22 protein-coding genes and 1 riboswitch are annotated in these 22,365 nt (G+C 48.8%); of the genes, 1 reads left to right on the plus strand and 21 read right to left on the minus strand.

What is annotated here, in order from left to right; all coding sequences use genetic code 11:
* Positions 1–37 precede the first annotated feature (37 nt).
* The 20 genes from sufB to P404_RS0104390 all read right to left on the minus strand — a co-directional run bounded on the left by sufB (position 38) and on the right by P404_RS0104390 (position 20,332).
* Positions 38–1,435 (minus strand): Fe-S cluster assembly protein SufB, encoded by a 1,398-nt coding sequence (gene sufB / locus P404_RS0104295; protein WP_026830056.1) that lies wholly within the window; start codon positions 1,433–1,435, stop codon positions 38–40.
* A 33-nt stretch (positions 1,436–1,468) separates the two neighbouring features.
* A complete protein-coding gene (gene sufU, locus P404_RS0104300; protein ID WP_014971111.1) occupies positions 1,469–1,903 on the minus strand; it encodes a Fe-S cluster assembly sulfur transfer protein SufU in 435 nt (144 codons plus the stop codon).
* The gene (locus P404_RS0104305; RefSeq protein WP_026830057.1) at positions 1,893–3,116 is read right to left on the minus strand and encodes a cysteine desulfurase; all 1,224 of its coding nucleotides are present in this window, start codon (positions 3,114–3,116) and stop codon (positions 1,893–1,895) included. The genes sufU and P404_RS0104305 overlap by 11 nt, the downstream gene beginning before the upstream one ends.
* Position 3,117: 1 nt before the next feature.
* Positions 3,118–4,395, minus strand: a complete 1,278-nt coding sequence (sufD, locus tag P404_RS0104310; RefSeq protein WP_026830058.1) for a Fe-S cluster assembly protein SufD — start codon at positions 4,393–4,395, stop codon at positions 3,118–3,120.
* 18 nt (positions 4,396–4,413) lie between these two features.
* Complete coding sequence (gene sufC / locus P404_RS0104315; protein WP_026830059.1) at positions 4,414–5,199, minus strand: Fe-S cluster assembly ATPase SufC; 786 nt, start codon at positions 5,197–5,199, stop codon at positions 4,414–4,416.
* 156 nt (positions 5,200–5,355) lie between these two features.
* On the minus strand, positions 5,356–6,582 hold the full coding sequence (locus tag P404_RS0104320) for an MDR family MFS transporter (protein WP_026830060.1): 1,227 nt from the start codon (positions 6,580–6,582) through the stop codon (positions 5,356–5,358).
* A 70-nt stretch (positions 6,583–6,652) separates the two neighbouring features.
* Positions 6,653–7,480, minus strand: coding sequence for a MetQ/NlpA family ABC transporter substrate-binding protein (locus tag P404_RS0104325; protein ID WP_026830061.1), 828 nt, complete (start codon positions 7,478–7,480; stop codon positions 6,653–6,655).
* Positions 7,481–7,511: 31 nt separating this feature from the next.
* A complete protein-coding gene (locus tag P404_RS0104330) occupies positions 7,512–8,177 on the minus strand; it encodes a methionine ABC transporter permease (protein ID WP_026830062.1) in 666 nt (221 codons plus the stop codon).
* Positions 8,174–9,196 (minus strand): methionine ABC transporter ATP-binding protein, encoded by a 1,023-nt coding sequence (locus tag P404_RS0104335; protein ID WP_026830063.1) that lies wholly within the window; start codon positions 9,194–9,196, stop codon positions 8,174–8,176. Before P404_RS0104335 ends, P404_RS0104330 begins: the two co-directional genes overlap by 4 nt.
* An 80-nt stretch (positions 9,197–9,276) precedes the next feature.
* A riboswitch (SAM riboswitch) is annotated at positions 9,277–9,382 on the minus strand.
* A 59-nt stretch (positions 9,383–9,441) separates the two neighbouring features.
* On the minus strand, positions 9,442–10,608 hold the full coding sequence (locus P404_RS0104340; RefSeq protein WP_026830064.1) for a bifunctional cystathionine gamma-lyase/homocysteine desulfhydrase: 1,167 nt from the start codon (positions 10,606–10,608) through the stop codon (positions 9,442–9,444).
* A complete protein-coding gene (locus P404_RS0104345) occupies positions 10,601–11,524 on the minus strand; it encodes a PLP-dependent cysteine synthase family protein (RefSeq protein WP_026830065.1) in 924 nt (307 codons plus the stop codon). The genes P404_RS0104340 and P404_RS0104345 overlap by 8 nt, the downstream gene beginning before the upstream one ends.
* Positions 11,521–11,985, minus strand: coding sequence for an S-ribosylhomocysteine lyase (locus P404_RS0104350; RefSeq protein ID WP_026827626.1), 465 nt, complete (start codon positions 11,983–11,985; stop codon positions 11,521–11,523). Before P404_RS0104350 ends, P404_RS0104345 begins: the two co-directional genes overlap by 4 nt.
* A 3-nt stretch (positions 11,986–11,988) precedes the next feature.
* On the minus strand, positions 11,989–12,627 hold the full coding sequence (locus tag P404_RS0104355) for a class I SAM-dependent methyltransferase (RefSeq protein ID WP_026830066.1): 639 nt from the start codon (positions 12,625–12,627) through the stop codon (positions 11,989–11,991).
* Positions 12,628–13,176: 549 nt separating this feature from the next.
* Positions 13,177–13,455: a thioredoxin family protein gene (locus P404_RS0104360; protein ID WP_026830067.1), complete on the minus strand. Its 279-nt coding sequence runs from the start codon at positions 13,453–13,455 to the stop codon at positions 13,177–13,179.
* Between the two features lie 100 nt (positions 13,456–13,555).
* The gene (gcvH, locus tag P404_RS0104365) at positions 13,556–13,939 is read right to left on the minus strand and encodes a glycine cleavage system protein GcvH (protein WP_012371215.1); all 384 of its coding nucleotides are present in this window, start codon (positions 13,937–13,939) and stop codon (positions 13,556–13,558) included.
* A 64-nt stretch (positions 13,940–14,003) separates the two neighbouring features.
* On the minus strand, positions 14,004–14,357 hold the full coding sequence (locus P404_RS0104370) for an arsenate reductase family protein (RefSeq protein ID WP_026830068.1): 354 nt from the start codon (positions 14,355–14,357) through the stop codon (positions 14,004–14,006).
* Positions 14,358–14,393: 36 nt separating this feature from the next.
* Entirely contained in the window at positions 14,394–14,849 is a 456-nt protein-coding gene (locus P404_RS0104375) for a DinB family protein (protein ID WP_026830069.1), read from the minus strand.
* A 76-nt stretch (positions 14,850–14,925) separates the two neighbouring features.
* Positions 14,926–16,710, minus strand: coding sequence for an acyl-CoA dehydrogenase family protein (locus tag P404_RS0104380; protein ID WP_026830070.1), 1,785 nt, complete (start codon positions 16,708–16,710; stop codon positions 14,926–14,928).
* Positions 16,707–17,897: an acetyl-CoA C-acetyltransferase gene (locus tag P404_RS0104385; protein ID WP_026830071.1), complete on the minus strand. Its 1,191-nt coding sequence runs from the start codon at positions 17,895–17,897 to the stop codon at positions 16,707–16,709. The genes P404_RS0104380 and P404_RS0104385 overlap by 4 nt, the downstream gene beginning before the upstream one ends.
* A gap of 17 nt (positions 17,898–17,914) precedes the next feature.
* The gene (locus P404_RS0104390) at positions 17,915–20,332 is read right to left on the minus strand and encodes a 3-hydroxyacyl-CoA dehydrogenase/enoyl-CoA hydratase family protein (protein ID WP_034774027.1); all 2,418 of its coding nucleotides are present in this window, start codon (positions 20,330–20,332) and stop codon (positions 17,915–17,917) included.
* A gap of 184 nt (positions 20,333–20,516) precedes the next feature.
* Between P404_RS0104390 and P404_RS0104395 the strand changes: the two genes are divergently transcribed.
* On the plus strand, positions 20,517–21,152 hold the full coding sequence (locus P404_RS0104395) for a class I SAM-dependent methyltransferase (protein ID WP_034774029.1): 636 nt from the start codon (positions 20,517–20,519) through the stop codon (positions 21,150–21,152).
* Between the two features lie 153 nt (positions 21,153–21,305).
* Here P404_RS0104395 and P404_RS0104400 read toward each other — a convergent pair whose 3' ends face one another.
* Entirely contained in the window at positions 21,306–22,127 is an 822-nt protein-coding gene (locus P404_RS0104400; RefSeq protein ID WP_026830074.1) for a DUF2785 domain-containing protein, read from the minus strand.
* Positions 22,128–22,365: the final 238 nt, after the last annotated feature.

Consider the following 22,365-nt stretch of genomic DNA (forward strand, 5'->3'; position numbering starts at 1 on the left):
AAACTCTCCCATCCAAAGATGAGAGAGTAAAAACGAATTATCCGATTGAACCTTCCATCTCGAACTTGATGAGACGGTTCATTTCGACCGCATATTCCATCGGCAATTCTTTTGTGAACGGCTCGATGAAGCCCATGACGATCATTTCTGTTGCTTCTTCTTGTGAAATCCCGCGGCTCATCAGGTAGAACAATTGCTCTTCCGAGACCTTCGAGACTTTCGCTTCGTGCTCAAGCGAAATGTTGTCGTTGAGAATTTCGTTGTACGGAATCGTATCTGATGTCGATTGGTTGTCCATGATCAGCGTGTCACATTCGATGTTCGAACGTGCGCCTGTCGCTTTACGACCAAAGTGGACGATCCCACGGTACGTTACTTTCCCACCGTGTTTTGAAATCGACTTCGAGACGATCGTCGACGATGTGTTTGGTGCAAGGTGAATCATCTTCGCGCCCGCGTCTTGGTGTTGACCTTTACCCGCGATGGCGATTGATAATGTCATACCACGTGAACCTTCACCTTTTAAGATGACAGCCGGGTATTTCATCGTCAATTTCGAACCGATGTTGCCATCGACCCATTCCATCGTCGCGCCGGCTTCACAGATCGCACGTTTCGTAACGAGGTTGTAGACGTTGTTCGCCCAGTTTTGGATCGTCGTGTAACGGCAGTACGCGTTTTTGTTGATGAAGATCTCAACGACTGCTGAGTGAAGCGAGTTCGTCGTGTAGACCGGTGCTGTACATCCTTCGACGTAATGAACCGATGCGTCTTCGTCAACGATGATCAACGTCCGCTCGAATTGACCCATGTTTTCCGAGTTGATCCGGAAATAGGCTTGAAGCGGCGTATCCATCTTGATGCCTTTTGGTACGTAGATGAATGATCCACCCGACCAGACCGCTGTATTAAGTGCAGCGAACTTGTTATCCGTTGGTGGGATCAGTTTCCCGAAATACTCACGGAACAGTTCTGGATTTTCTTTTAATGCTGTATCGGTATCCTTGAAGATGATTCCTTGATCTTCCAGTTCACTCTTCATGTTGTGGTAAACAACTTCTGACTCGTACTGTGCCGAAACACCCGCGAGGTATTTTTGCTCAGCTTCCGGGATTCCGAGTTTGTCAAACGTACGTTTGATTTCTTCCGGTACTTCATCCCATGATTTTTCAGCACGTTCTGATGGTTTGACGTAATACGTGATGTCATCAAAACGAAGATCTGATAAATCGCCGCCCCATGCCGGCATTGCTTGTTCGTTGAAAATCTTAAGTGATTTCAGACGGAAATCAAGCATCCATTGCGGTTCTTCCTTCATTTTCGAGATCGTCTCGACGACTTCTGTCGTCAAGCCGCGTCCAGAACGGAAGATCGAGATATCGCGATCGTGGAAACCATATTTATAATCGCCAATTTCAGGCATGTTCTTAGCCATGTTCGTTTCCTCCTCTTACTTACTGACCGAAGTTTACTTCCCTTCTTCGACGCCACGTTCGAGCGCCTTCCAGGCAAGTGTCGCACACTTGATTCGTGCTGGGAATTTCGTTACACCGGACAGTGCTTCCGCGTCTCCCAGATCAAATTTCTCATCGTCGTAGTCTTTTCCTTGAACCATCTCGGAAAAGATGTTGGCGAGTTGTAATGCTTCTTCGACTGTTTTTCCTTTGACAATCTGCGTCATCATCGACGCAGATGCCATGCTGATCGAACACCCTTCACCGTCAAACTTCGCATCTTTGACGATATCGTCTTCGATCGCGAGTTGCAGGCGGATTGTGTCGCCACAAGTCGGGTTATTCATATCGATTGTCACACCACCGTCAATCGCACCACGATTGCGGGGCGTTTTATAGTGGTCCATGATCACTTGACGGTACAAGTGATCGAGATTGTTAAAATCCATGACTGAAATACTCCTTCGTTTGGCGAAGTCCTGTCACTAAGGCGTCTACTTCTTCCTTTGTATTATACAGGTAGAAGCTTGCTCGTGCCGTTGAACTGGCTCCGAGCCAGCGCATTAGCGGTTGGGCACAATGATGACCGGCACGGACTGCGATACCTTGCATATCGAGGACCGTCGCGACATCATGCGCATGGACATCACCGAGATTAAAGGTGACGAGACCCACCCGTTCTTCCGGACCGTAAATCGTCAGCCCTTCGATGTCACGCATTTGTGCCATCGCATACTGGGCAAGCTCACGTTCGTGGGCTTCGATGTTACTGAGTCCGACTTGTTCCAAGAAATCGATTGCCGCTGATAAGCCGACTGCTCCTGCAATGATTGGTGTTCCTGCTTCGAACCGGTACGGTGATGGTTTGAACGTCGACTCTTCAAGCCCGACGTAGTCAATCATCTCGCCTCCGAATTCGACCGGCTCCATCGCATTGAGTAATGCTTTTTTGCCGTACAGGACACCGATACCGGTTGGTCCGCACATCTTATGTGCCGAAAACGCCAGGAAATCACAATCGAGATCCGTGACATCGATTTGTTGGTGCGGTGCACTTTGCGCTGCGTCGACGACCATGACGGCCCCGACAGCGTGCGCAAGTTGTGTCACTTCTTTGATCGGATTGATTGTCCCGAGGACGTTTGACACATGGGCCATCGCCACAACCTTCGTCCGATCTGAAATTTGTTCCTTGACGGCTTCGATCGTCACACGACCGTCCGCTGTCAAATCGACATATTTCAGTTTCGCTTTTTTCTTTTTTGCGACTTGTTGCCATGGAATGAGATTCGCATGGTGCTCGAGATACGTAACGACGATCTCGTCGCCTTCTTGCACATGCTCCATTCCGTAACTCGACGCGACGATATTGATCGCCGTCGTCGTCCCGCGGGTAAAGATAATCTCTTCATGGTGTTGCGCCTTGATGAAACGACGTACGTTCTCACGCGCACCTTCGTACGCATCCGTCGCTCGTGTTCCGAGCGTATGGACGCCACGGTGCACATTCGAATGAACCGTCTTGTAGTAGTTCTCAATCGCCTCAATGACGATGAGCGGCTTTTGTGAAGAAGCCGCACTATCTAAATAGACGAGTTTCCGGTCATTCACCTGTTGGTCAAGAATCGGAAACTGATTGCGGATGGATGCATCGATTCCCATATTAGTTTACTTTCCCTTCGATCACTTGAACGAGACGTTCTTTGACAGAGTCAATTGCGAGTTCGGAAACAACCGGTTGTAAGAAACCATGAACGACAAGACGTTCTGCTTCTTTCCGTGATAAACCACGGCTCATCAAGTAGTAGAGTTGGAGTTCGTCGACACGGCCGACAGATGCCGCGTGTCCTGCCATGACATCATCTTCATCAATCAAGAGGATCGGGTTCGCGTCACCACGTGCCTTTTCAGACAACATGAGCACACGTTCCGTTTGGACACCGTTTGATTTTGAAGCGCCATGGTGAATCATCGATGTTCCGTTGAAGATCGATGTTGCGGAATCTTTTTGAACACCGTGAATCAAGATGAAACCTTCCGAACCTTTACCAAAATGGTCTGTCCGGACGTTGAAGTTTTGTTTTTGATCCCCACGACCAACCGTTACGGCTTTCGTGTCTGAAAACGAATCGTTACCGACGAGGTGTGTTTTCGTTTCTGTGATCGTGTTTCCGTCATTCATGTGACCGAGTGCCCATTCGAGCTTCGCGCCTTGTTTGACGACACCGCGACGGTTCATATATGTGACGGCACCCTTACTGAGCGTGTCAACACCACCAAAGAGGACTTTTGCGTTGTCTTCGACGAACACTTCTGTGACGACGTTGACGTTATGCGCTTCTTCGCCATACGACACGAAACTTTCGATATATGTCAGTTCGCTGTCTTGATCGGCAATGATGATCGCATGGTGGTAGAGTGCGCCACCTGCTTGTTCCAGCGTATAAATTGCTTGCATCGGAACCGTCAACTTCAGGCCTTTTGGTACATAAAGGAACGTACCGCCGTTCATGAGTGCTGCGTTCAGTGCTGCCAGACGATCTTCGTTGACGTTGACGCCTTCTGTCATGAAGTACTTCTCGACGAGCTCTGGATGATGTTTCATTGCGTCAACGAGCGTCGTGAAGATGACACCGTTCGTCGCTTCGCTGTTTTGCGCGTGAACGAGTTGTCCGTTACGCGTGATCAGCATATGGTCACGGTTTTCACCGATCAATGTTTCGATATCCGGTGTCAGACCTGTTACCGTCTCAAGATCTGCTGTTCCTTCTGTGAAGTTCCAGCCACCGATTTTGATTTTTTCTACTTTTGGCAATGCGAGCGTTGGGGCAAGATCCAGTGCGTCTTGACGCTTAGAGATCATCCAAGCGGGTTCCCCTAAGCGAGTCGCACGTTCTGCCACTGCCTCGCGATTTACTGCAAGATTCAGTTCTACAGTCATCATGCTTCCTCCCTCGTGTTACGCTTTTGTTTCGATTTCGACTTCTTCGATGCCGAGTTCTTTTTTAACCCAGTCATAACCTTCTGCTTCTAAACGGTGTGCGAGTTCTTTCCCACCAGACATGACGATTTTCCCGCCCATCATGATGTGGATGAAGTCAGGCTCGATATAGTTCAAGAGGCGTTGATAATGCGTGATGATCAAGCAGCCGAATTCAGGTGAACGCATTTCGTTGACACCTTTTGCGACGACTTTGAGTGCATCAATATCAAGACCTGAATCGATTTCATCAAGGATGGCGATGGATGGTTTCAACATCGTCATTTGGAGGATTTCATTCCGTTTCTTCTCTCCGCCTGAGAATCCTTCGTTGAGGTAACGGTGTGCCATTTCGCCCGGCATTTCAAGAAGACCCATTTGTGCGTCAAGTTGACGGATGAATTTCATGAGTGAGATTTCATCGCCTTCTTCGCGGCGTGAGTTGATCGCTGAACGCAAGAAGTCTGAGTTCGTAACGCCACTGATTTCGCTTGGGTACTGCATCGCGAGAAACATACCAGCTTGCGCACGTTCGTTTACTTCCATCTCTAAAACGTCTTCGCCGTCAAGTGTGACGGATCCAGATGTTACTTCGTAAGTCGGGTGACCCATTAGTGCAGAAGCGAGTGTTGATTTACCAGTCCCGTTTGGTCCCATGACCGCGTGGATTTCGCCGCCTTTGATTTCTAAGTTGACGCCTTTCAAGATTTCTTTGCCGTCGATTGCAACGTATAGATCTTCAATCTTTAAGTGTGAAGCCTTCATATAGAATCCCTCCATCTATTCATTTCGTGTCTGACGATTCAGTTCACGAGAGTTACTAATTTAGTATCATTCTAATCTTAATGAATCATACCACATTATTCAAGCGTCATCGCTCATGGTTTTTTCTCAAAATGGAGCCCTTCAGTGAGAATGACTTCAAAGTGAGACGACTTCTTTCTCTTCTTCTGATTTCGATTGACGATGAACCCGCTGTGACAGTAGGAGCAGTGGTATTCCGAGAACTGTCAAGAGGGCTAAGACGCCAAAAATCGGCAGGGGACGTTCTGCTCCAAAATAAAGTAATAATTGTCCGCCGGCGACCGGTCCGATCGATTGACCGATCGACGTCAACCCCATCGCGCCGAAGTAACTTCCCCGTAATTCCGGTTTCGCAAAGCTGTCCGTCAAAATGTCGGTCATCGTAAACATCATCACCTCTCCGCACGTGAAGATAAACATCGCGCCGATCATCAACCAAACCGTTCCGGCTGTTCCCATGACGAATAATCCAACGGCGACGGTCGCAATTCCGACCGTGATCGAAACAAGCGGTGACGTTTTGACACCAAACTTCATGATCGGGTACTGAACGACAAGCACCGTGATCGCATTGATCGTGATCAACAAAGCAAACAAACTCGTCCCACCGGATAATAACGTCGTCGTCGTCAAAAACTGCGGCAACGTCGAGTTAAACTGGCTGTAACCGAAGACACCGAAGATGATCCCTGCTAACGCAAACGTAAACGCCACATCGGTTTTCAAAAGACGAATCGTCGCTCCAAATGATACTTTTTTCCCACCATGACTCTCCGTGATTGGATGCCGCTTAAACAAAATGAAGATGGCGAGTCCATATCCGAGATAAACAGCTGCTGTTATATAGAAAGTAACCGCCGTATTTCCGGCACTGAGCAGCAAGGCAATTCCCGGTCCGATCGCCGCCGCGATGTTGATGCACGTATAACGAATGTTAAAGACGAACAACCGGTTTTCTTCATCCGTCGTATCGCTGATCAAGGCGCGGGCAGATGGTTCAAAAATCGACCGAAAAATCCCGTTTAACGCACTTAAGATGAAAAATGCCCAAAACGTCTCGACTTGCGCCAGTCCGATAAAGACGAGGACGAACCCGAACGTCCCCGTCAGCATCATCGTCCGCCGGCCATACCGGTCAGATAACGTTCCCCCGACAAAACTCATGACGAGACTCGCGACGGCTGAAATACTGAGAATCCAACCGACATCAACTGGACTAAACTTCAAGACGACGGATAAGTAAATCGCAAAAAACGGCATTGTGATGAACGTTCCGAGCCTTGCGAAAAATGTCCCAAGCAACACTCCGACCGTCAAGGGATGAAGCTGTTTCAAACGTTGCATAAAAATCCCCCTTCCACAAAAAAATAATGCATCCTTCCATTATATAGGAAGAATGCATTAATCGAGCAGATTATTTACTGACTGGGACGACTGCCCCTTTGTATTCTTTCGTGATCCAGTCTTGTGTTTCTTTTTCATGCAAGATGTCGACTAAATCTTGGACTTTCTTTTCGTTCTCGTCCCCTTCACGTGTCACGATCAAGTTGACGTATGGTGAATCTTGTCCCTCTAAAGCAATCGCATCTTTTAATGGATTGAGTCCGTTGTCAATCGCATAGTTCGTGTTGATGAGGACAGCATCCCCTTCATTGTTTTTGTAGGCTTGTGGTAGAAGTGCTGCTTCGATATCTGCTTTGAACTTCAGTTTTTTAGGGTTTTCAACAACATCTTTGACTTGTGCGTCTGATGTTTTCCCGTCTGCTAGTTTGATGAGTCCTTCGTTTTGGAGCAATGTCAAGATTCGACCATGATCGGCAACAGATGAACTCATTAAGATTTGTGCCCCGTTTGGTAAGTCACTCAATTTTTTATATTTTTTAGAGTAGACGCCGATTGGCTCGATATGAATCCCGCCTGCGCTCGCAAATTTATACGCTTTGTTTTCAGCCATCTGTGATTTCAAGTATGGTTCGTGCTGGAAATAGTTTGCGTCGAGTTCTTTTTCAGCTAACGTTTTGTTTGGTAACACATAGTCGTTGAATTTTTTGATTTCTAACTTGTACCCTTTTGCTTCATACTCTTTTTTGACATGCTCTAAGATTTCAGCATGCGGGACACTTGAAGCGCCGATGACGAGTGTTTTTTCATCGCCTGACGATGATCCCTCACCACATGCTGCAAGGCTGATTGCTAAAACGGAGACAGAGGCTGTCCCGACAAATTTTTTCCAAAGTTTCATGAGTGATTCCTCCAGTTATAGTTAAGTTTTTTTATCGTTTGTCGATTTTTTTAACAAGTACGTCGCCGATAATCTGAATGATAAAGACGATGACGAGAATCAATAATGTCGCAACGACAATGATGTCATTTTGAGTACGCTGGAATCCATCGATGAAGGCCAAGTTTCCAAGTCCCCCACCACCCACTACTCCGGCCATTGCCGTGTAACCGACGAGGGCGACGAGTGTCACGGTGATACCAGAGACGATCGCAGGTAGCGCTTCTGGAATGAGTACTTTATAAATGATTTGAATTTTTGTCGCCCCCATCGATTCGGCTGCCTCAATGACTCCTTTATCGACTTCACGCAAGGCAAGTTCGACCATCCGTCCATAAAACGGCGCAGCCCCGATAATCAAAGCCGGGATGGCTGCGGTTGATCCGATAATCGAACCGGTCACGAGTTTTGTCACCGGGAACAATAGGATAATCAAAATGATGAACGGAATCGATCGGAAGATATTGACGAAGAAACTGAGAATCCCGTAAAACGTCCGATTCTTAAACAAGAGTTCCTCGTTGGTCGCATACAACAGCAAACCGATCAACAGTCCTGCAAAAAATGTCACAACACCGGCGACACCTGTCATATACAACGTATTCACCGTTTGTTGCCCCATTACTAACCAATCTACATTTTCAAACCACTTGCTCATCGATGATCGACCTCCACTTCAACGTCACTCGCTTGAAGTTTGGCGATGACCGCTTGTGTTTCCTGTTCTGCCCCGATCAACTGAATGAACAGCGTCCCGAGTGCCCCGTCCTGCGTTTGTCCGACGTTCCCGCCAATGATATTAAATAATAAGGTCGAATCTTTCATGACTTCGGCAAGAATCGGGCTCTCGGCAGTCGAACCGACAAACGTCAACTGAACGATTTTCCCGGTCGGATACCGTTCCCGCAATTTCGCAAACGTCAATTCGTTTTCTGCTGAGGACGTCAACTGTTTGACGAACTCTTTTGTCATTGCCTGTTTTGGATGACGGAATACTTCGGCGACCGGTCCCTGTTCGACGATTTTCCCGGCTTCCATGACGGCGACCCGGTTACAGATTTTTTGAATGACGTGCATCTCGTGCGTGATCAAGACAATCGTCAGTTTCAGTTTTTTGTTGATATCGACGAGCAATTCTAAAATCGAGTCCGTCGTTTTCGGATCGAGTGCGCTTGTCGCTTCGTCACATAATAAGACGTCCGGGTTAGAAGCAAGTGCCCGGGCAATCCCGACCCGTTGTTTTTGACCACCCGATAGTTGCGACGGGTAAGCACCTTCTCGTCCGTCGAGTCCAACGAGTTGAATCAGCTCGGCGACCCGTTCTTTCCGGCGTGCTTTCGGATAACCACCAAGTTCCAGTGGGAACATGATGTTTTCTTCGACCGTCCGCGACCACAGCAGGTTAAAGTGCTGGAAAACCATCGAGACGTTTTTGCGAACACCGCGTAATTCTTTTGGACGTAACGTCGTCATTTCGACTCCGTCGATTTGGATTGAGCCACTCGTCGGAGCTTCTAACATATTCAGCAATCGGATCAAGGTGGACTTCCCTGCTCCCGAATAACCGATTATTCCAAAAATTTCACCGCGCTCGATTGTTAAGTCGACATTGACGACGGCTTCAACCGATCCGCGCTTCGAGCGATAAATCTTTCCTACATCCTGTAAGCGAATCAATACTGTCCCTCCTAAACATAAAAAAAGTGCGCACGTTTTAGAGCAAACGCGCGCACTTTTTCAGTACACAAAACCATTTGCTCTCATCTTGCAGACATTCGTCTGCTGGAATTAGCACCACTTCGGAATAAATTCCGCGGTTGCCGGGTTTCATCGGGCCAGTCCCTCCACCACTCTCGATAAGAGTTATCGGTATTTAGTTATTTTTAATATAATCTGAATATTAGCAGGGCTTATTTTGCTTGTCAAACAGTTTTTTCTGAAACTGGTTTTAACAGACTGAAAGCACGTGCTAAATCTTCTTTTAAGTCCTCTGCATCTTCCAGTCCAACCGAAATCCGGACGAGTCCATCCGTGATGCCGAGCTCAGCCCGACGTTCAGCAGGAATCGAGGCGTGCGTCATCCGTGCCGGAACGGAAATCAAGCTTTCGACTGCGCCGAGACTCTCGGCAAGCGTAAAGAAGTGTGTCGCTTCGACCAGCTTCTCCGCGTTTTCAGCAGAACCGACATCAAAGCTGATCATGCCGCCAAAACCAGTTGCCTGTTTTTGTTGTGTCGCATGACCCGGATGTGACGCGAGTCCCGGGTAGAAGATGTTTGAGACGACGTGCTGGTCCTGTAAGAACTGAACGAGATCATGTGACGTTTCTTCGATCGCATCCATCCGGATACCAAGCGTCCGTAAACCACGGACAAGCAAGAAGCTGTCTTGTGGTCCAAGGATGCCGCCAGTCGAGTTTTGAATGAAGTGAAGATCTTCACCAAGTGCATCGCTGTTGACGACGACGAGTCCGGCGACGACGTCTGAGTGACCGCCGATGTATTTTGTTGCACTGTGCAAGACGATGTCTGCGCCGAGTGCAAGTGGTTGTTGCAAGTAAGGTGTCGCAAACGTGTTGTCGACGACGAGTTTCAAGTTATTGCGTTTCGCGATGTCCGCAACAGCTGCGATGTCCGTGACTTTCAACAACGGGTTCGTCGGTGTTTCGACGTACAGCATTTTCGTGTTGTCTTGAACCGCAGCTTCCGTCGCGGCAAGATCCGTCGTGTCGACGAATGTCACATGAATGTTGAACTTCGGTAAGACACGTTGCATTAAGCGGAACGTTCCACCGTAGACGTCATCGGTCATGACGATATGATCGCCTGACTCAAGCAGGTTGAAGACAGCATGAATCGCTGCCATTCCTGATCCAAACGCAAAACCACGTGCCCCGCCTTCTAGATCCGCAATCAATCGTTCGATGCTTGTCCGTGTCGGGTTGGCTGTCCGTGAATACTCATAGCCTTCTTTTAATTGACCGATTTTTTCTTGCTTGTACGTACTCGTTTGATAAATCGGAGGTGTAACGGCACCTGTTGCTCGATCGACGCCTGTTCCCCCATGAATCAATGCTGTCTTTTTACGCATGTGTCTCGTCCACCTTTTCAAAGATTTGTTGGCTTAGATACCGTTCGGCACTGTCTGCGAAGACGGTGACGATCGTACTGCCGGGAAAACGATTTGCAATATCAAGCGCTGCTGCGAGTGCCGCGCCGGCTGAACTGCCGACGAGCAGCCCTTCACGAGCCGCCAGTTCATGGACTTTCGTGAAGGCATCGTGATCAGAAACCGTATGAATTTCATCTACTAAGTCGCGGGATACAAGACTTGGCCATTTGGCCGTCCCGATGCCTTCCGTCTTATGCGGTCCGGCCGGTCCTCCGTTGAGGACCGAGCCTTCCGGTTCGACGATGGCGCCTTTTGTCCCGAGACGTTCTTTTAAGAATGCCGCTGTTCCCGCAAACGTTCCACCTGACCCGCATCCGGCGACGAACCAATCGATGTGATCGAGTTCCGCCATCAGCTCAGGACCAAGTGTCCGCTGATATGTGACCGGATTTTCTTCGTTTTCGAATTGAAGCGGGACATAACTGTTTGGAATCGTTTGTCCCAGTTCTTTTGCTTTATCAATCGCGCCTTGCATATCGAGTTCAGTCGGTGTGTTGACGACAGTCGCGCCGAGTGCCCGCATCAACGTCTGTTTCTCCTGACTGAATTTTTCAGGAACGACACAAATGACCTGTAAGTCATATTTTTTAGCGGCGAGCGCCAAACCGATGCCGGTGTTGCCGGCAGTCGGTTCAATGATCGTTCCGCCTCGTGTCACGTGTCCCTGTTCGATCGCCGCATCAACGAGTTGAATGCCCAGGCGGTCTTTGACGCTGCCCCCAGGGTTCATCCATTCGAGCTTCGCCAAAATCCGCGTACCAGCAGGCAAATCGAATGAAGTAATCTCGTAAAGCGGCGTATTTCCGACGAGGTCCCGGACTGACTTCGCGATCATCCGAAGACGATGTCCCATTCATCACGACCGGCAAGCATTTTCTCGGCATAGTGCTTCGCTCCTTTAAGGTCGTGGGCGCTTGCGAATCCACATTGGACTTCGTTTTGCGCTGGAATTTCTTCTGCTGCTAAGACGTCTTGAAGTGTCTTCTCGACGAGTTCACTCATTTTTTCGACCGAATCGAAGTTCATCATCGCCATGTAGAAACCTGTTTGGCATCCCATCGGCGAAACATCGATGACATCGTCTGAATAGTTACGGATGTTTTCCGCGAGTAAGTGTTCAAGCGTATGCATCGCACGCATCGGCATTTGCTCGACGTTTGGTTGTGTGAAGCGGATGTCGTATTTGACGACTTGATCGACCTTACCGTCTTTGTAACCGGCGACGCGGATATATGGTGCTTTGACTTTCGTATGGTCCAAGTTAAAACTTTCTACGTTCATTTTTTTGAGTGTCATGATTTATTCCCCCATTTTCTCGGCTTCTACGAGCCAGACGAAGTGATTGTATTGTGTGAATGTCACGTCAAATCCGCGTGACGCAAAAATATCTTCCATGACTGGAATCAGTGGATAAAACTCCCGTTCCAAGTCTTCTGCCAAACCGTCGAATCCTTGTGCTTTTGCTTCTGCGATCGTCTGCAAACGTGCTTCTTCCGATACGAACATCGTGTCGGCATAGACGATTTTTCCGTCGTGCGGCAAAATCTTCGCCATCAGGTCAACGGCTTCTCCCTTTTCCTCATCCGTCAGATGATGAAACGCATAGGTCGAAACAAAACTTTTCGCATGGTCTGCCGTAAAGGACAGGAAGTGTCCATCCTGCACAGGTAACGTTGGAATCTTGTTGATGAGGATTTCCCGCATCTCCGGGCTCGGTTCCACCGCCAAAACGTTTTGGTGCCGCTCGAGCAACCGTTGTGTCAGGTTCCCTGTTCCCGCCCCGAATTCGACGACCGGTGAGATCGCTTTTGTTGCCACTGTATCTAATATTTCTTCATAACGACGAAAGACTTCTTTGTACTCCGGATCGTGCCCCGTCACTGTGTCGTCGTATGTTGACGCCCACTCTGTAAATACATCCATAAAACGTACTGTCATGCCTGTTCGTCCTCCGTATCTCTTTTTTAATTCCGACTAATCGGATATGAATTAAAGTAATTTACCTTAATCGAATTGTAGCAGGGAGCATTCTGCTTGGCAAGGCGACTGCTCGAAAATCTTTCGAAAACAAAAAAAAGGCGCTGCCGGTAAACCGGCAACACGAATAATGTGGTTAGAAATGCCACGAAGGAAAACCCAGCTCTGATACGAACTTCTTCGTTCGTCGCATCAGAGGACGGCGCCTTTTCGATACATAAGCCAAGCTGTCCTCACATCCAGATTACCTGTTCCAATCCAAGGATCGTCTTCTTGTGCCGCTTCGTCTTTGGGGGACGACTTAAGGGGAGACAAACAAACAAACCTGGATTTTTTTGAACGGTTTTGAAATGAAAAGAAACAGTCGAGTTACATCTCTGCCAGACTTCCTATAAAAGCATTTCTAGAAGTTGATATGAATATACCATTCATAATTTATGATTGTCAACGGATTATTGTAAATATTCCGACAATTTAGCGTAAAGAGAAATCTTTTTTTGATTCCTCTTGTTATTCCGCACAAAATGCAAAGACGTTTTGAACCGACTGGAACGCATAAAGCCTTGATACGACTTGATTCTCTTCGATTTTCAATAAAGCCGGAACACTCATGACCTGTGCCTGTTCTAGAAAATCCGGAATGAAATTTCCGTTCGCTTGTTCAATCCATTCCCCGTCTTTTGTCGCTTCGACGATCTCAAGCATCCGACTTGCAATGGCACACGTCCCACACATCGGTGCATAGACATACAACAAACCGTTTTCTGGTGCTGCTGTGACTTCCTTCATCGATCCCGTTCTCCTTTCGTATTTCTTGTCTTGTGCCAGTATACAGAAAAAAAGACGACGAGGAAACGAAATCGTTTCCTTGTCCTCTTTTCGTTAAGTATTACTCGTTGATCATCGATTTGTAAGCAGCTGCATCCATCAATGCTTCGACTTGCGCTTCATCTGCAATCTCGATATCGACCATCCATGCCCCTTCAAATGGTGATTCGTTGACGAGTTCCGGGGAATCAGACAGTGATTCGTTGATCGCAACGACTTTCCCTGAAATCGGTGCATACAATTCGGATACCGTTTTGACCGATTCAACTGAACCAAATGGTTCGTTTGCCGAAATCGTATCACCGACTTCTGGTAGTTCGACGAACACGATGTCGCCAAGTTCATGTTGCGCGAAATCCGTAATCCCGATTCGTGCCTTATTTCCTGTTACTTCGACCCATTCATGCTCTTCCGAATAACGTAGATTGTCTTTGACTTGACTCATTTGCGATTCCCCCTGTGATCTATAGTGGACTAACGCATTCAGTATACCAAATGAACCAGCCTTCTTAATACCATTTTCCCTGATAGAGTTCTTCTTTGAATCCGATCGTCACGTCTTGCCCGTCCGTCACGATCGGACGTTTGAGTAACATGCCGTCACTTGCGAGCAGTTCATATTGCTCCTGTTCCGACAGATTCGGCAGACGATCCTTGATGCCTTGCGAACGGTACGATTGACCACTCGTGTTAAAAAATTTCTTCAACGGCTCGCCACTCTTTTGGTGGAGTTCTTGGATCGTCTCGGCACTCGGTGTCTCGTCGACGATATGTTTATAATCGACCTCGACGCCGTTTGCCTCGAGGGCCTTCTTCGCCTTGACACACGTACTACATTTTGGATAGCCATACATCGTTACCATTTTTCCATCACCTCTATCCTTAGACTAGCAGATGTCTCATCTCCGTTTCAAGCGTGCCAGCGCAGCATCGATTTGTTCTTGATGGTGATGGTCGTGCGCGATGAAGGACTCTACGAATGCCCGCGGTTGAAAACGATCCTCGTATCGCCGGTCGTACTGCTCATCCGTCAGACGATCAAGGGAGGAAACCAGCTCTAGCCGGACAGCAATCGCTTTTTTCAGCAACGCGAGTGCATCGATATGGTGCGCATACTCGACCGCGAGACGATTAAATTCATCGTAATCAGTCTCGATGAGCGTCAACGGATCATTCGGCAATTTTGATACGGCATGATCGAAATAATACCGGTCCCATAAAAACAGATGACTGACACATTCCTGAACCGTCCACTTATCAATCGCAAGTGGGAGCTGCCATTCTTCATCCGACAGCCGTTCCAATGATTTATAATAGTCCACCGCAAACTGAAGTTCCGTTAACTCGTGTCGCATCGTGCTCCCTCCTTCAATGAACGAAAATTCGCCCTTACAGAGATTTTCCCTGTAAAGGCGAATCGGTAAACCTGACTTAGACCGTATATTTATTCGCTTCGATCAAACGTTTCGCAATCAGACGTTTTGTTCCGATCGAGTTGATTGGCTGGTAACGGCTGAACTTCTTCAATGCCGATAACAACATCCGCAACTCGTCGCCGCTCGCTGCCGCGTACAACGTTTCTTTTGCGTCCCGTTCGACACCTTCGAACGCTTGTTGCGCAAACACTTCCGTATAACGGATTTTCAATTCGCTCTTCTCGACGCCTTTTGTGACAATCGCTTTTTCCGTCCGGACGATGGCAGACTCAAGCGCATAGATTGCACTCATGATGTCGGCTGTGTTCGCAAGGATTTCCTGTTCGCCCTGAAGTTTATCTTGGTACTTCTGAACGGCCGTTCCTGCTGTCAGCAAGAAGATTTTTTTCATCATCGCGAGCAAGTGACGTTCCCGGTCGAGTGGTTCTGTCCCAACTTCCGTTGGCATGAAGCTCATGACTTCATTTTGGAGACGTTGTGCTTCTGCCAAGAGTGGTAAATCCCCTTTCATGGCTTTTTTCAGCAACGTACCTGGGACGAGCAGACGGTTGATTTCGTTTGTTCCTTCGAAGATTCGGTTGATCCGTGAATCACGGTACATGTTTTCGACTTCATATTCCGCCATGAAGCCGTAACCACCGTGAATCTGAACCGCTTCATCGATGACGTAATCAAATGTCTCGGAAGCAAACACTTTGTTCATTGAGCACTCAATCGCGTATTCAGCGATCGCATCGGCAATCTTCTTGCCGTCTTTGCTTTCTTCTTCCGACAACTGATCGAGACTGTCCTGGAACAATCCGCCTGTCCGGTAGACTGAGCTTTCCATCGCATATGTCTGTGCCGACATCGTCGCCAGTTTCTCCTGGATCAACGGGAATGAACTGATCGGCGTCTTAAACTGTTTACGTTCGTTCGCATACTGGACGGCAAGATCGATCGCCCGTTTTGATGAACCGACGGCACCAACCGCTAGTTTATAACGACCGACGTTTAAGATGTTAAAGGCGATGACGTGCCCGCGGCCGATTTCACCGAGGACGTTTTCGACCGGTACTTCTGCATCTTGTAAGATCAATGTCCGTGTCGATGATCCTTTGATCCCCATCTTTTGTTCTTCGAGTCCCGTTGAGACGCCTGGATAATCACCTTCGACGAGGAACGCCGTGAACTTATCGCCATCGATTTTCGCATAGACGACAAACAGGCTCGCAAATCCGGCATTCGTAATCCATTGTTTTTCACCGTTCAAGACATAGTGTGTGCCGGCTTCATTCAAGACAGCCGTCGTCTTTGCACCGAGGGCATCGGAACCTGAGCCCGGTTCTGTCAAGGCGTAAGAAGCAATCCATTCCCCGGACGACAGTTTCGGGAGATACTTTTGTTTTTGCTCTTCGTTTCCGAAGAAGACGATTGGTAACGAGCCGATGCCGACGTGGGCACCATAACTGAGGGCAAACGAACGACCGCGAGCAAACTTCTCCGTGATGATCGAAGACGAGATTTTATCCATCTGATAGCCGCCATACGCTTCCGGGACATCGGCACCAAGCAATCCGAGCTCGCCTGCTTCGCGCAGGAGACCGACCGACAATTCGAACTCATGTTTTTCGATTCGATCGAGGAGCGGAACGACACGGTCTTCGACGAATTTCGCCGTCATGTCACCAATCATTTTGTGTTCTTCCGAAAAATCTTCCGGTGTAAAGAGACGATCCGCTTCCAACTCATCCAGTACAAAACTTCCACCTTTAATTAATTCGTTTGTCGTTTGGCTCATTGTCCTGTTCCTCCTTCAACTAGTTCGAATACGCCGGCAGCACCCATCCCGCCGCCGATACACATCGAGACGACGCCATATTGGACGTTCCGTCGTTTCATTTCATGCAAGAGTGTTAACGTCAGCTTCGTTCCTGTACAACCAAGTGGATGCCCTAGCGCAATCGCACCGCCGTTGACGTTGACGATATCTTCGTTTAGACCAAGTTCCCGGATGACACCGAGCGACTGCGACGCAAAGGCTTCGTTTAACTCAATCAGTCCGACGTCTGCGAGCGTGATGCCGGCAAGTTCGAGTGCTTTCGGAATCGCGACGACCGGTCCGATTCCCATGACTTCCGGACGAACACCGCCGACGGCAAACGATTTGAACTTCCCGAGAATCGGTAACCCTTGGCGTTCTGCTTCTTCCCGTTCCATGATCAAGACTGCGGCTGCACCGTCCGATGTTTGCGACGAGTTCCCGGCTGTGACACTGCCTCCGAGACGGAAGGCCGGACGTAACTTTGCGAGACCTTCCGGTGACGAGTCAGCGCGGACGCCTTCGTCATGTTCGACGAGCCACGTTTTTTCTTCGATTTTCAGTTCATCGTTGACGAACTGTTCTGTCACCGTCACCGGGACGATTTCATCGGCGAACTTGCCGGACGCAATCGCAGCGGCTGCTTTTTGATGACTTTTGAGCGCAAACGCATCTTGATCTTCCCGTGAGACGTGATACGTCGTTGCGACCTGCTCTGCCGTATGACCCATGCTCATATAATATTCCGGTTCCGTTTCGACGATCGATGGATTCGGACGGACGACGTGTCCCGGCATCGGCACTTGACTCATGGATTCCAGTCCACCGGCGATGACCGCTGTCGCTTGTCCTGTCATGATTTTCATCGAAGCATCGGCAATCGATTGGAGACCGGATGAACAATACCGGTTGATCGTAATCGCGGGTACTTCATGCGAGAGTCCTCCGAGGACCGACGCATAACGGGCGATGTTCATCCCTTGTTCGGCTTCCGGTAAGGCACATCCGAGAATGACGTCATCAATTGCTCCGGTGTAGTTCGCACGTTTCAACGTTTCCTTGATGGCGATTCCTGCGAGTTCATCAGAACGCATCGATTTAAACGATCCTTTTTTTGCTTTGCCGACAGGTGTCCGTGCACCAGCGACAATTACTGCTTCTTTCATTCGAATCCCCCCAGTCATCAGTTACGGAGCGGCTTGCCTTTGACAAGCATATGCTGCATCCGCTGTTGTGTTTTCATCTCACCAATCAAGCTCAGGAACGCTTCTCGTTCGATATCGAGCATGTACTGCTCATCGACCGTCGTGCCAAACGAGACGTTTCCGCCGGCAATGACGTGGGCAAGTTTACTGGCGATTTTTAAATCGTGTTCCGAGATATAGCCGCCGTAGAACATCTCGCGCGTCGCGAGTTCCAGCGTCGCTTTCCCGGCACGACCGACGACCGGAATCTTTGCATGCGCCGGTGCTGTGTATCCTGTCCGGTCGAGCTCAAGGACAAGCTGTTTTGCATCAAACGTCAAGTGATCACGGTTCATCGAAATCTGGTCGACGGTCCGGACATAACCGAGTTCCCGTGCTTCAAAGGCTGATTTCGAGACTTTCGCCATCGCGACGTTCTCAAACGTCTTCTGCGCGGCCTTTTCGATGTTGACGAGTCCGTCCGGTGTATTCTCAAGCAGACGACGATACGTGTTGACGTTTCCGCCACCGCCTGGAATCAGACCAACACCGACTTCGACCAGTCCCATATACGTTTCAAGTCCTGCTTGGATACGCGCTGCCGGAAGTGAAATCTCTGTTCCGCCGCCAAGCGTCATCCCTTGTGGAGCGACGACGATCGGCCGTGACGCGTAGCGGATTTTTTGAATCGATTGCTGGAACTTATTGATGATCCAGTCAAGTTCGAACCAGTTTTCATCCTCTGCTTCCATCAACATCATTGCCAGGTTCGCCCCGACACAGAAGTTTTTGCCATCGTTTGCGATGACAAGACCACGGTGATTTTTTTCGACGAGATCAATCGACTGTTCGATCATCTGCATGATGTCGACGCCGATCGCGTTACTTTTTGACGTAAATTCAAGAACCGCCACGTCATCTCCGAGATCCATCAGGCGGGCTCCGTTGTTTTCAAGCAGAACACCGTTTGATTTCCGAACGTCGCGTAAACGGATTTCTTTCGGATTGACGGCACTGCCGACATACGTTTGTGTCTGCACATCATAGAACTGACCGTCTTCGTTGTAGAAACTGGTCACGCCTGCTGCGAGCATCTCGTCGACCCAAGCTGGGACGTCGTATCCGTCTTGTTTCATCTTCGCGACCGTCTTCTCGACGCCGATAGCATCCCATGTCTCGAACGGTCCCATCTTCCAACCGAAGCCCCATTTCATCGCTTCGTCAATTGCTTTGATGTCATCCGCGATTTCGTGTGTCAGTTGTGCCGAGTACAGTAACGTCTTCGCATGAATCGGCCAGAGCAAAGCACCAACACGGTCCTTCGCAAAGACAACGGCTTTGAGTTTATTTTTTGCGCCCGGAAGAGCTTTCGCTTGACCGATCGACGGTTCGGTAAGCGCTTTCTTTTCGACGTATTCAAAAGTCGCAAGATCGAGTTCTAGAATCTGTTTGCCGACTTTTTTATAGAAGCCTTGTCCCGACTTCGCGCCGAGTGACCCTTCGTCGACCAGCCGTTTCATTTCTGCCGGCACGGCGAACGTGTCTTTTTCCGCTCCGTCCGGTAACAAGTCGTAGACGTTGTTCGCGACGTGAACGAATGTGTCGATCCCCACGACATCAAGCGTCCGGAACGTCGCTGAGCTTGGACGACCGAGTAATGGTCCGGTGACGGAATCGACCTCCCCGATCGAATAGCCGCCCTTCTTCATCTCGTCGAGTGTGACAAGCAGACCGTACGTACCAATCCGGTTGCCGATGAAGTTTGGTGTATCTTTAGCGATGACGACCCCTTTACCAAGACGTTCTTCTGCGAACTGTTTCATGAACTGGACGACTTCCGGAGCCGTATCCGTCGTCGGAATCAATTCCAGTAACTTCAAGTAACGCGGCGGATTAAAGAAGTGTGTGCCTAGGAAGCGGGCGTTAAAGGAATCCGAACGTCCTTGACGCATCGCTTCGATTGAAATTCCTGACGTATTCGAGCTGACGATCGCATCTTCGCGTAAGAACGGTTCGATTGTCGCAAACAGCTGTTGCTTGACGTCAAGCCGTTCGACGATGACTTCAATCACCCAGTCCGCTTCTTTGAGGCGTTCCAAGTCGTCCTCGAGGTTTCCGACTTCGATCAGATCAAGTAACTGCTTCGAAGCGAGTGGTGCCGGATTTTGTTTGAGTAACTTTTGTCGGTTGTCCCGGGCAATCCGTGAACGAACCGCTGCATCTTCAAGCGTCAATCCTTGTTTCGTCTCTTGCACTGTAAGTTCTTTTGGTACGATATCAAGCATCAATGTCCGAATTCCCGCGTTCGCAAGGTGTGCGGCAATCCCTGCACCCATGACCCCTGAACCGATAATGACGGCGAATTGAATATGTTTCGTCGTGTGTACTGTGGTCGGCTGACCGATTTGACTCGCCATGATAGACCCCCTGATCCGTAATTGAATGAACAACCATTCATTATTCTGACAAAAAAAGAAGCCGTCCGTTTTTCCACTGCTTCCTTCTACCTCTCCATCATAAATGAATTATCATTCAGTAGCAATAAAAAATCATCTATTGGTCAAATTTTCCTGTTAGACTGAAGGCAAAGGGGGAATTCTCATGAAACCGACGGAACAATTGTGGGATCAAAAAGCGATGGATTGGGCGGAACGATCGGACATGATGTGGACGACAGGCAGTCGGAAAACAATCATTCCGTTTCTGAAATCAGTCATCACGTCCGGGAAGCTACTGGACTTAGGATGCGGCGACGGCGCGGCCTGCCGGTTGCTCGCGGACGCGTTTCAGGTGACAGGTCTTGATTTATCGGAAGAAATGATCCGGATTGCCCGTGACAAATCACCGGCACTCGACTTCGTCGTCGGAACCGGTGAAGCGTTACCGTTTGTGGATGATACGTTTGACGCCGTCCTTGCTGTCAATTCACTCGAATGGTCGACGCGTCCTGTCACGGTGCTAAGCGAAATTAGCCGGGTCGCTCCGCTTGTCGTCATCAGTCTACTTGGACCAACGGCAGCACCACGGGAATTGTCCTATCGTCGCCTGTACGGAGAAGACGCACCGATGGGTAATACGATGATGCCGTGGGAACTCGTCCAACTGGCAGATGAACTCGGCTGGACGTTGCTTGACGAAGCCGTCATTCAAAAAGAAGGTGCCATCATGACTGGACAGCGGTTGCTTGACCAGGCCCATGCGTTTTCTTGTTTGTTTGCGTTTCGGACAAGAGATTAAAAAAATACCTATTTGCAACAGACGTATGTCCACCCGCTTTTCTCGGGCGGGACGCAAGCCGCGCCCATCTAGCGATGACCGGGTCTTGCCTGTCCCTGACGGAAGCAAGCTTCCTTTTCCCGTAGAAGTCGAGTGGACACGTCTGTTTTTCGTTTACTGATACCGTTGATGGATTTGAAACAGCAAGTTTTCAATCCGTTCCGGGAGCATTGATGTCTTGTCTTGCCATTTCACGCGAAAATACAGTGTCCGTAGCAATTGTTTTGTATTCCGGAGGACATTGAATTGAGCATTATCCCATGTCACCGGCAAATCGAGCCATGCTTCGATCGGTTTCTCAAGCATTGTCAGAAACGCACCATCTTCAACGCCTCGTTCTCTTGCCGTTAACCAAGCTGTTATAACACGTTCCTGTTCTTCATCGATGAATACATAGTGCGGTGCCATCAAAATCTCGATAAATCGGGCAATCGCCGCTTGCTCATTATTGACCTGACTCCGGGGATGCTTGAACCATGCATCGTAGACATCGGCAATATGCGCAATACTGTGTGCCCATCCATGAGTCGGAACAAATCCTCGAAAATCTGTTTCATTTTTAAGATATGTCAGCAATCTGTCGGAGAGCTGTTCGTATGTCTTCTCGTCCAATTGTGGCTTCGCAGCATCTTTTTCCAATACTGCCGCTAAAAGCAAAGCCGAAAACGAACGGGTGAAGACGGCAATGTCATCCGGCTCCGTCAATTGATAAAATAAGCCATCCTGACTCAAAACGAACGATACAATCCGTTCAGCTGATGTTGCGGAAAACTCTTCCGACATGATCCATTCAACTAATTGCGGATAAATAAGTCCGTCCCGTAAAGCTGGATCCAAACTGCCGATATGATGCAGCATCTGATCAAGCAGTTCCTCCGAAATAATAGTATCCTCTTGTTGCAGCTGCATTTTCAACTGCTGTTCCGTTACATACATGACCATGCCTCCTATGTAGTATATGTAGTAAGTGAAGAAAGATTTGCTTCCCGTGACTCCTACGGGAAAAAGCGCGGTTTTTGCGCTGTCAGAGACAGGCGAGACCCGGCTCATTGATCCGATGGGTCAAAGAGCCGCGACTTGCGTCTCGCCCGAGGAAAGCACGGGACGTAAAAATCTTTCGAACAATTATCAAGAAATGATAAAAAAAGATGAAGCCATGACAGCTCCATCTCAC

Source organism: Exiguobacterium antarcticum DSM 14480, from assembly GCF_000685865.1.
GTDB classification, from domain to species: Bacteria; Bacillota; Bacilli; order Exiguobacteriales; family Exiguobacteriaceae; genus Exiguobacterium_A; species Exiguobacterium_A antarcticum.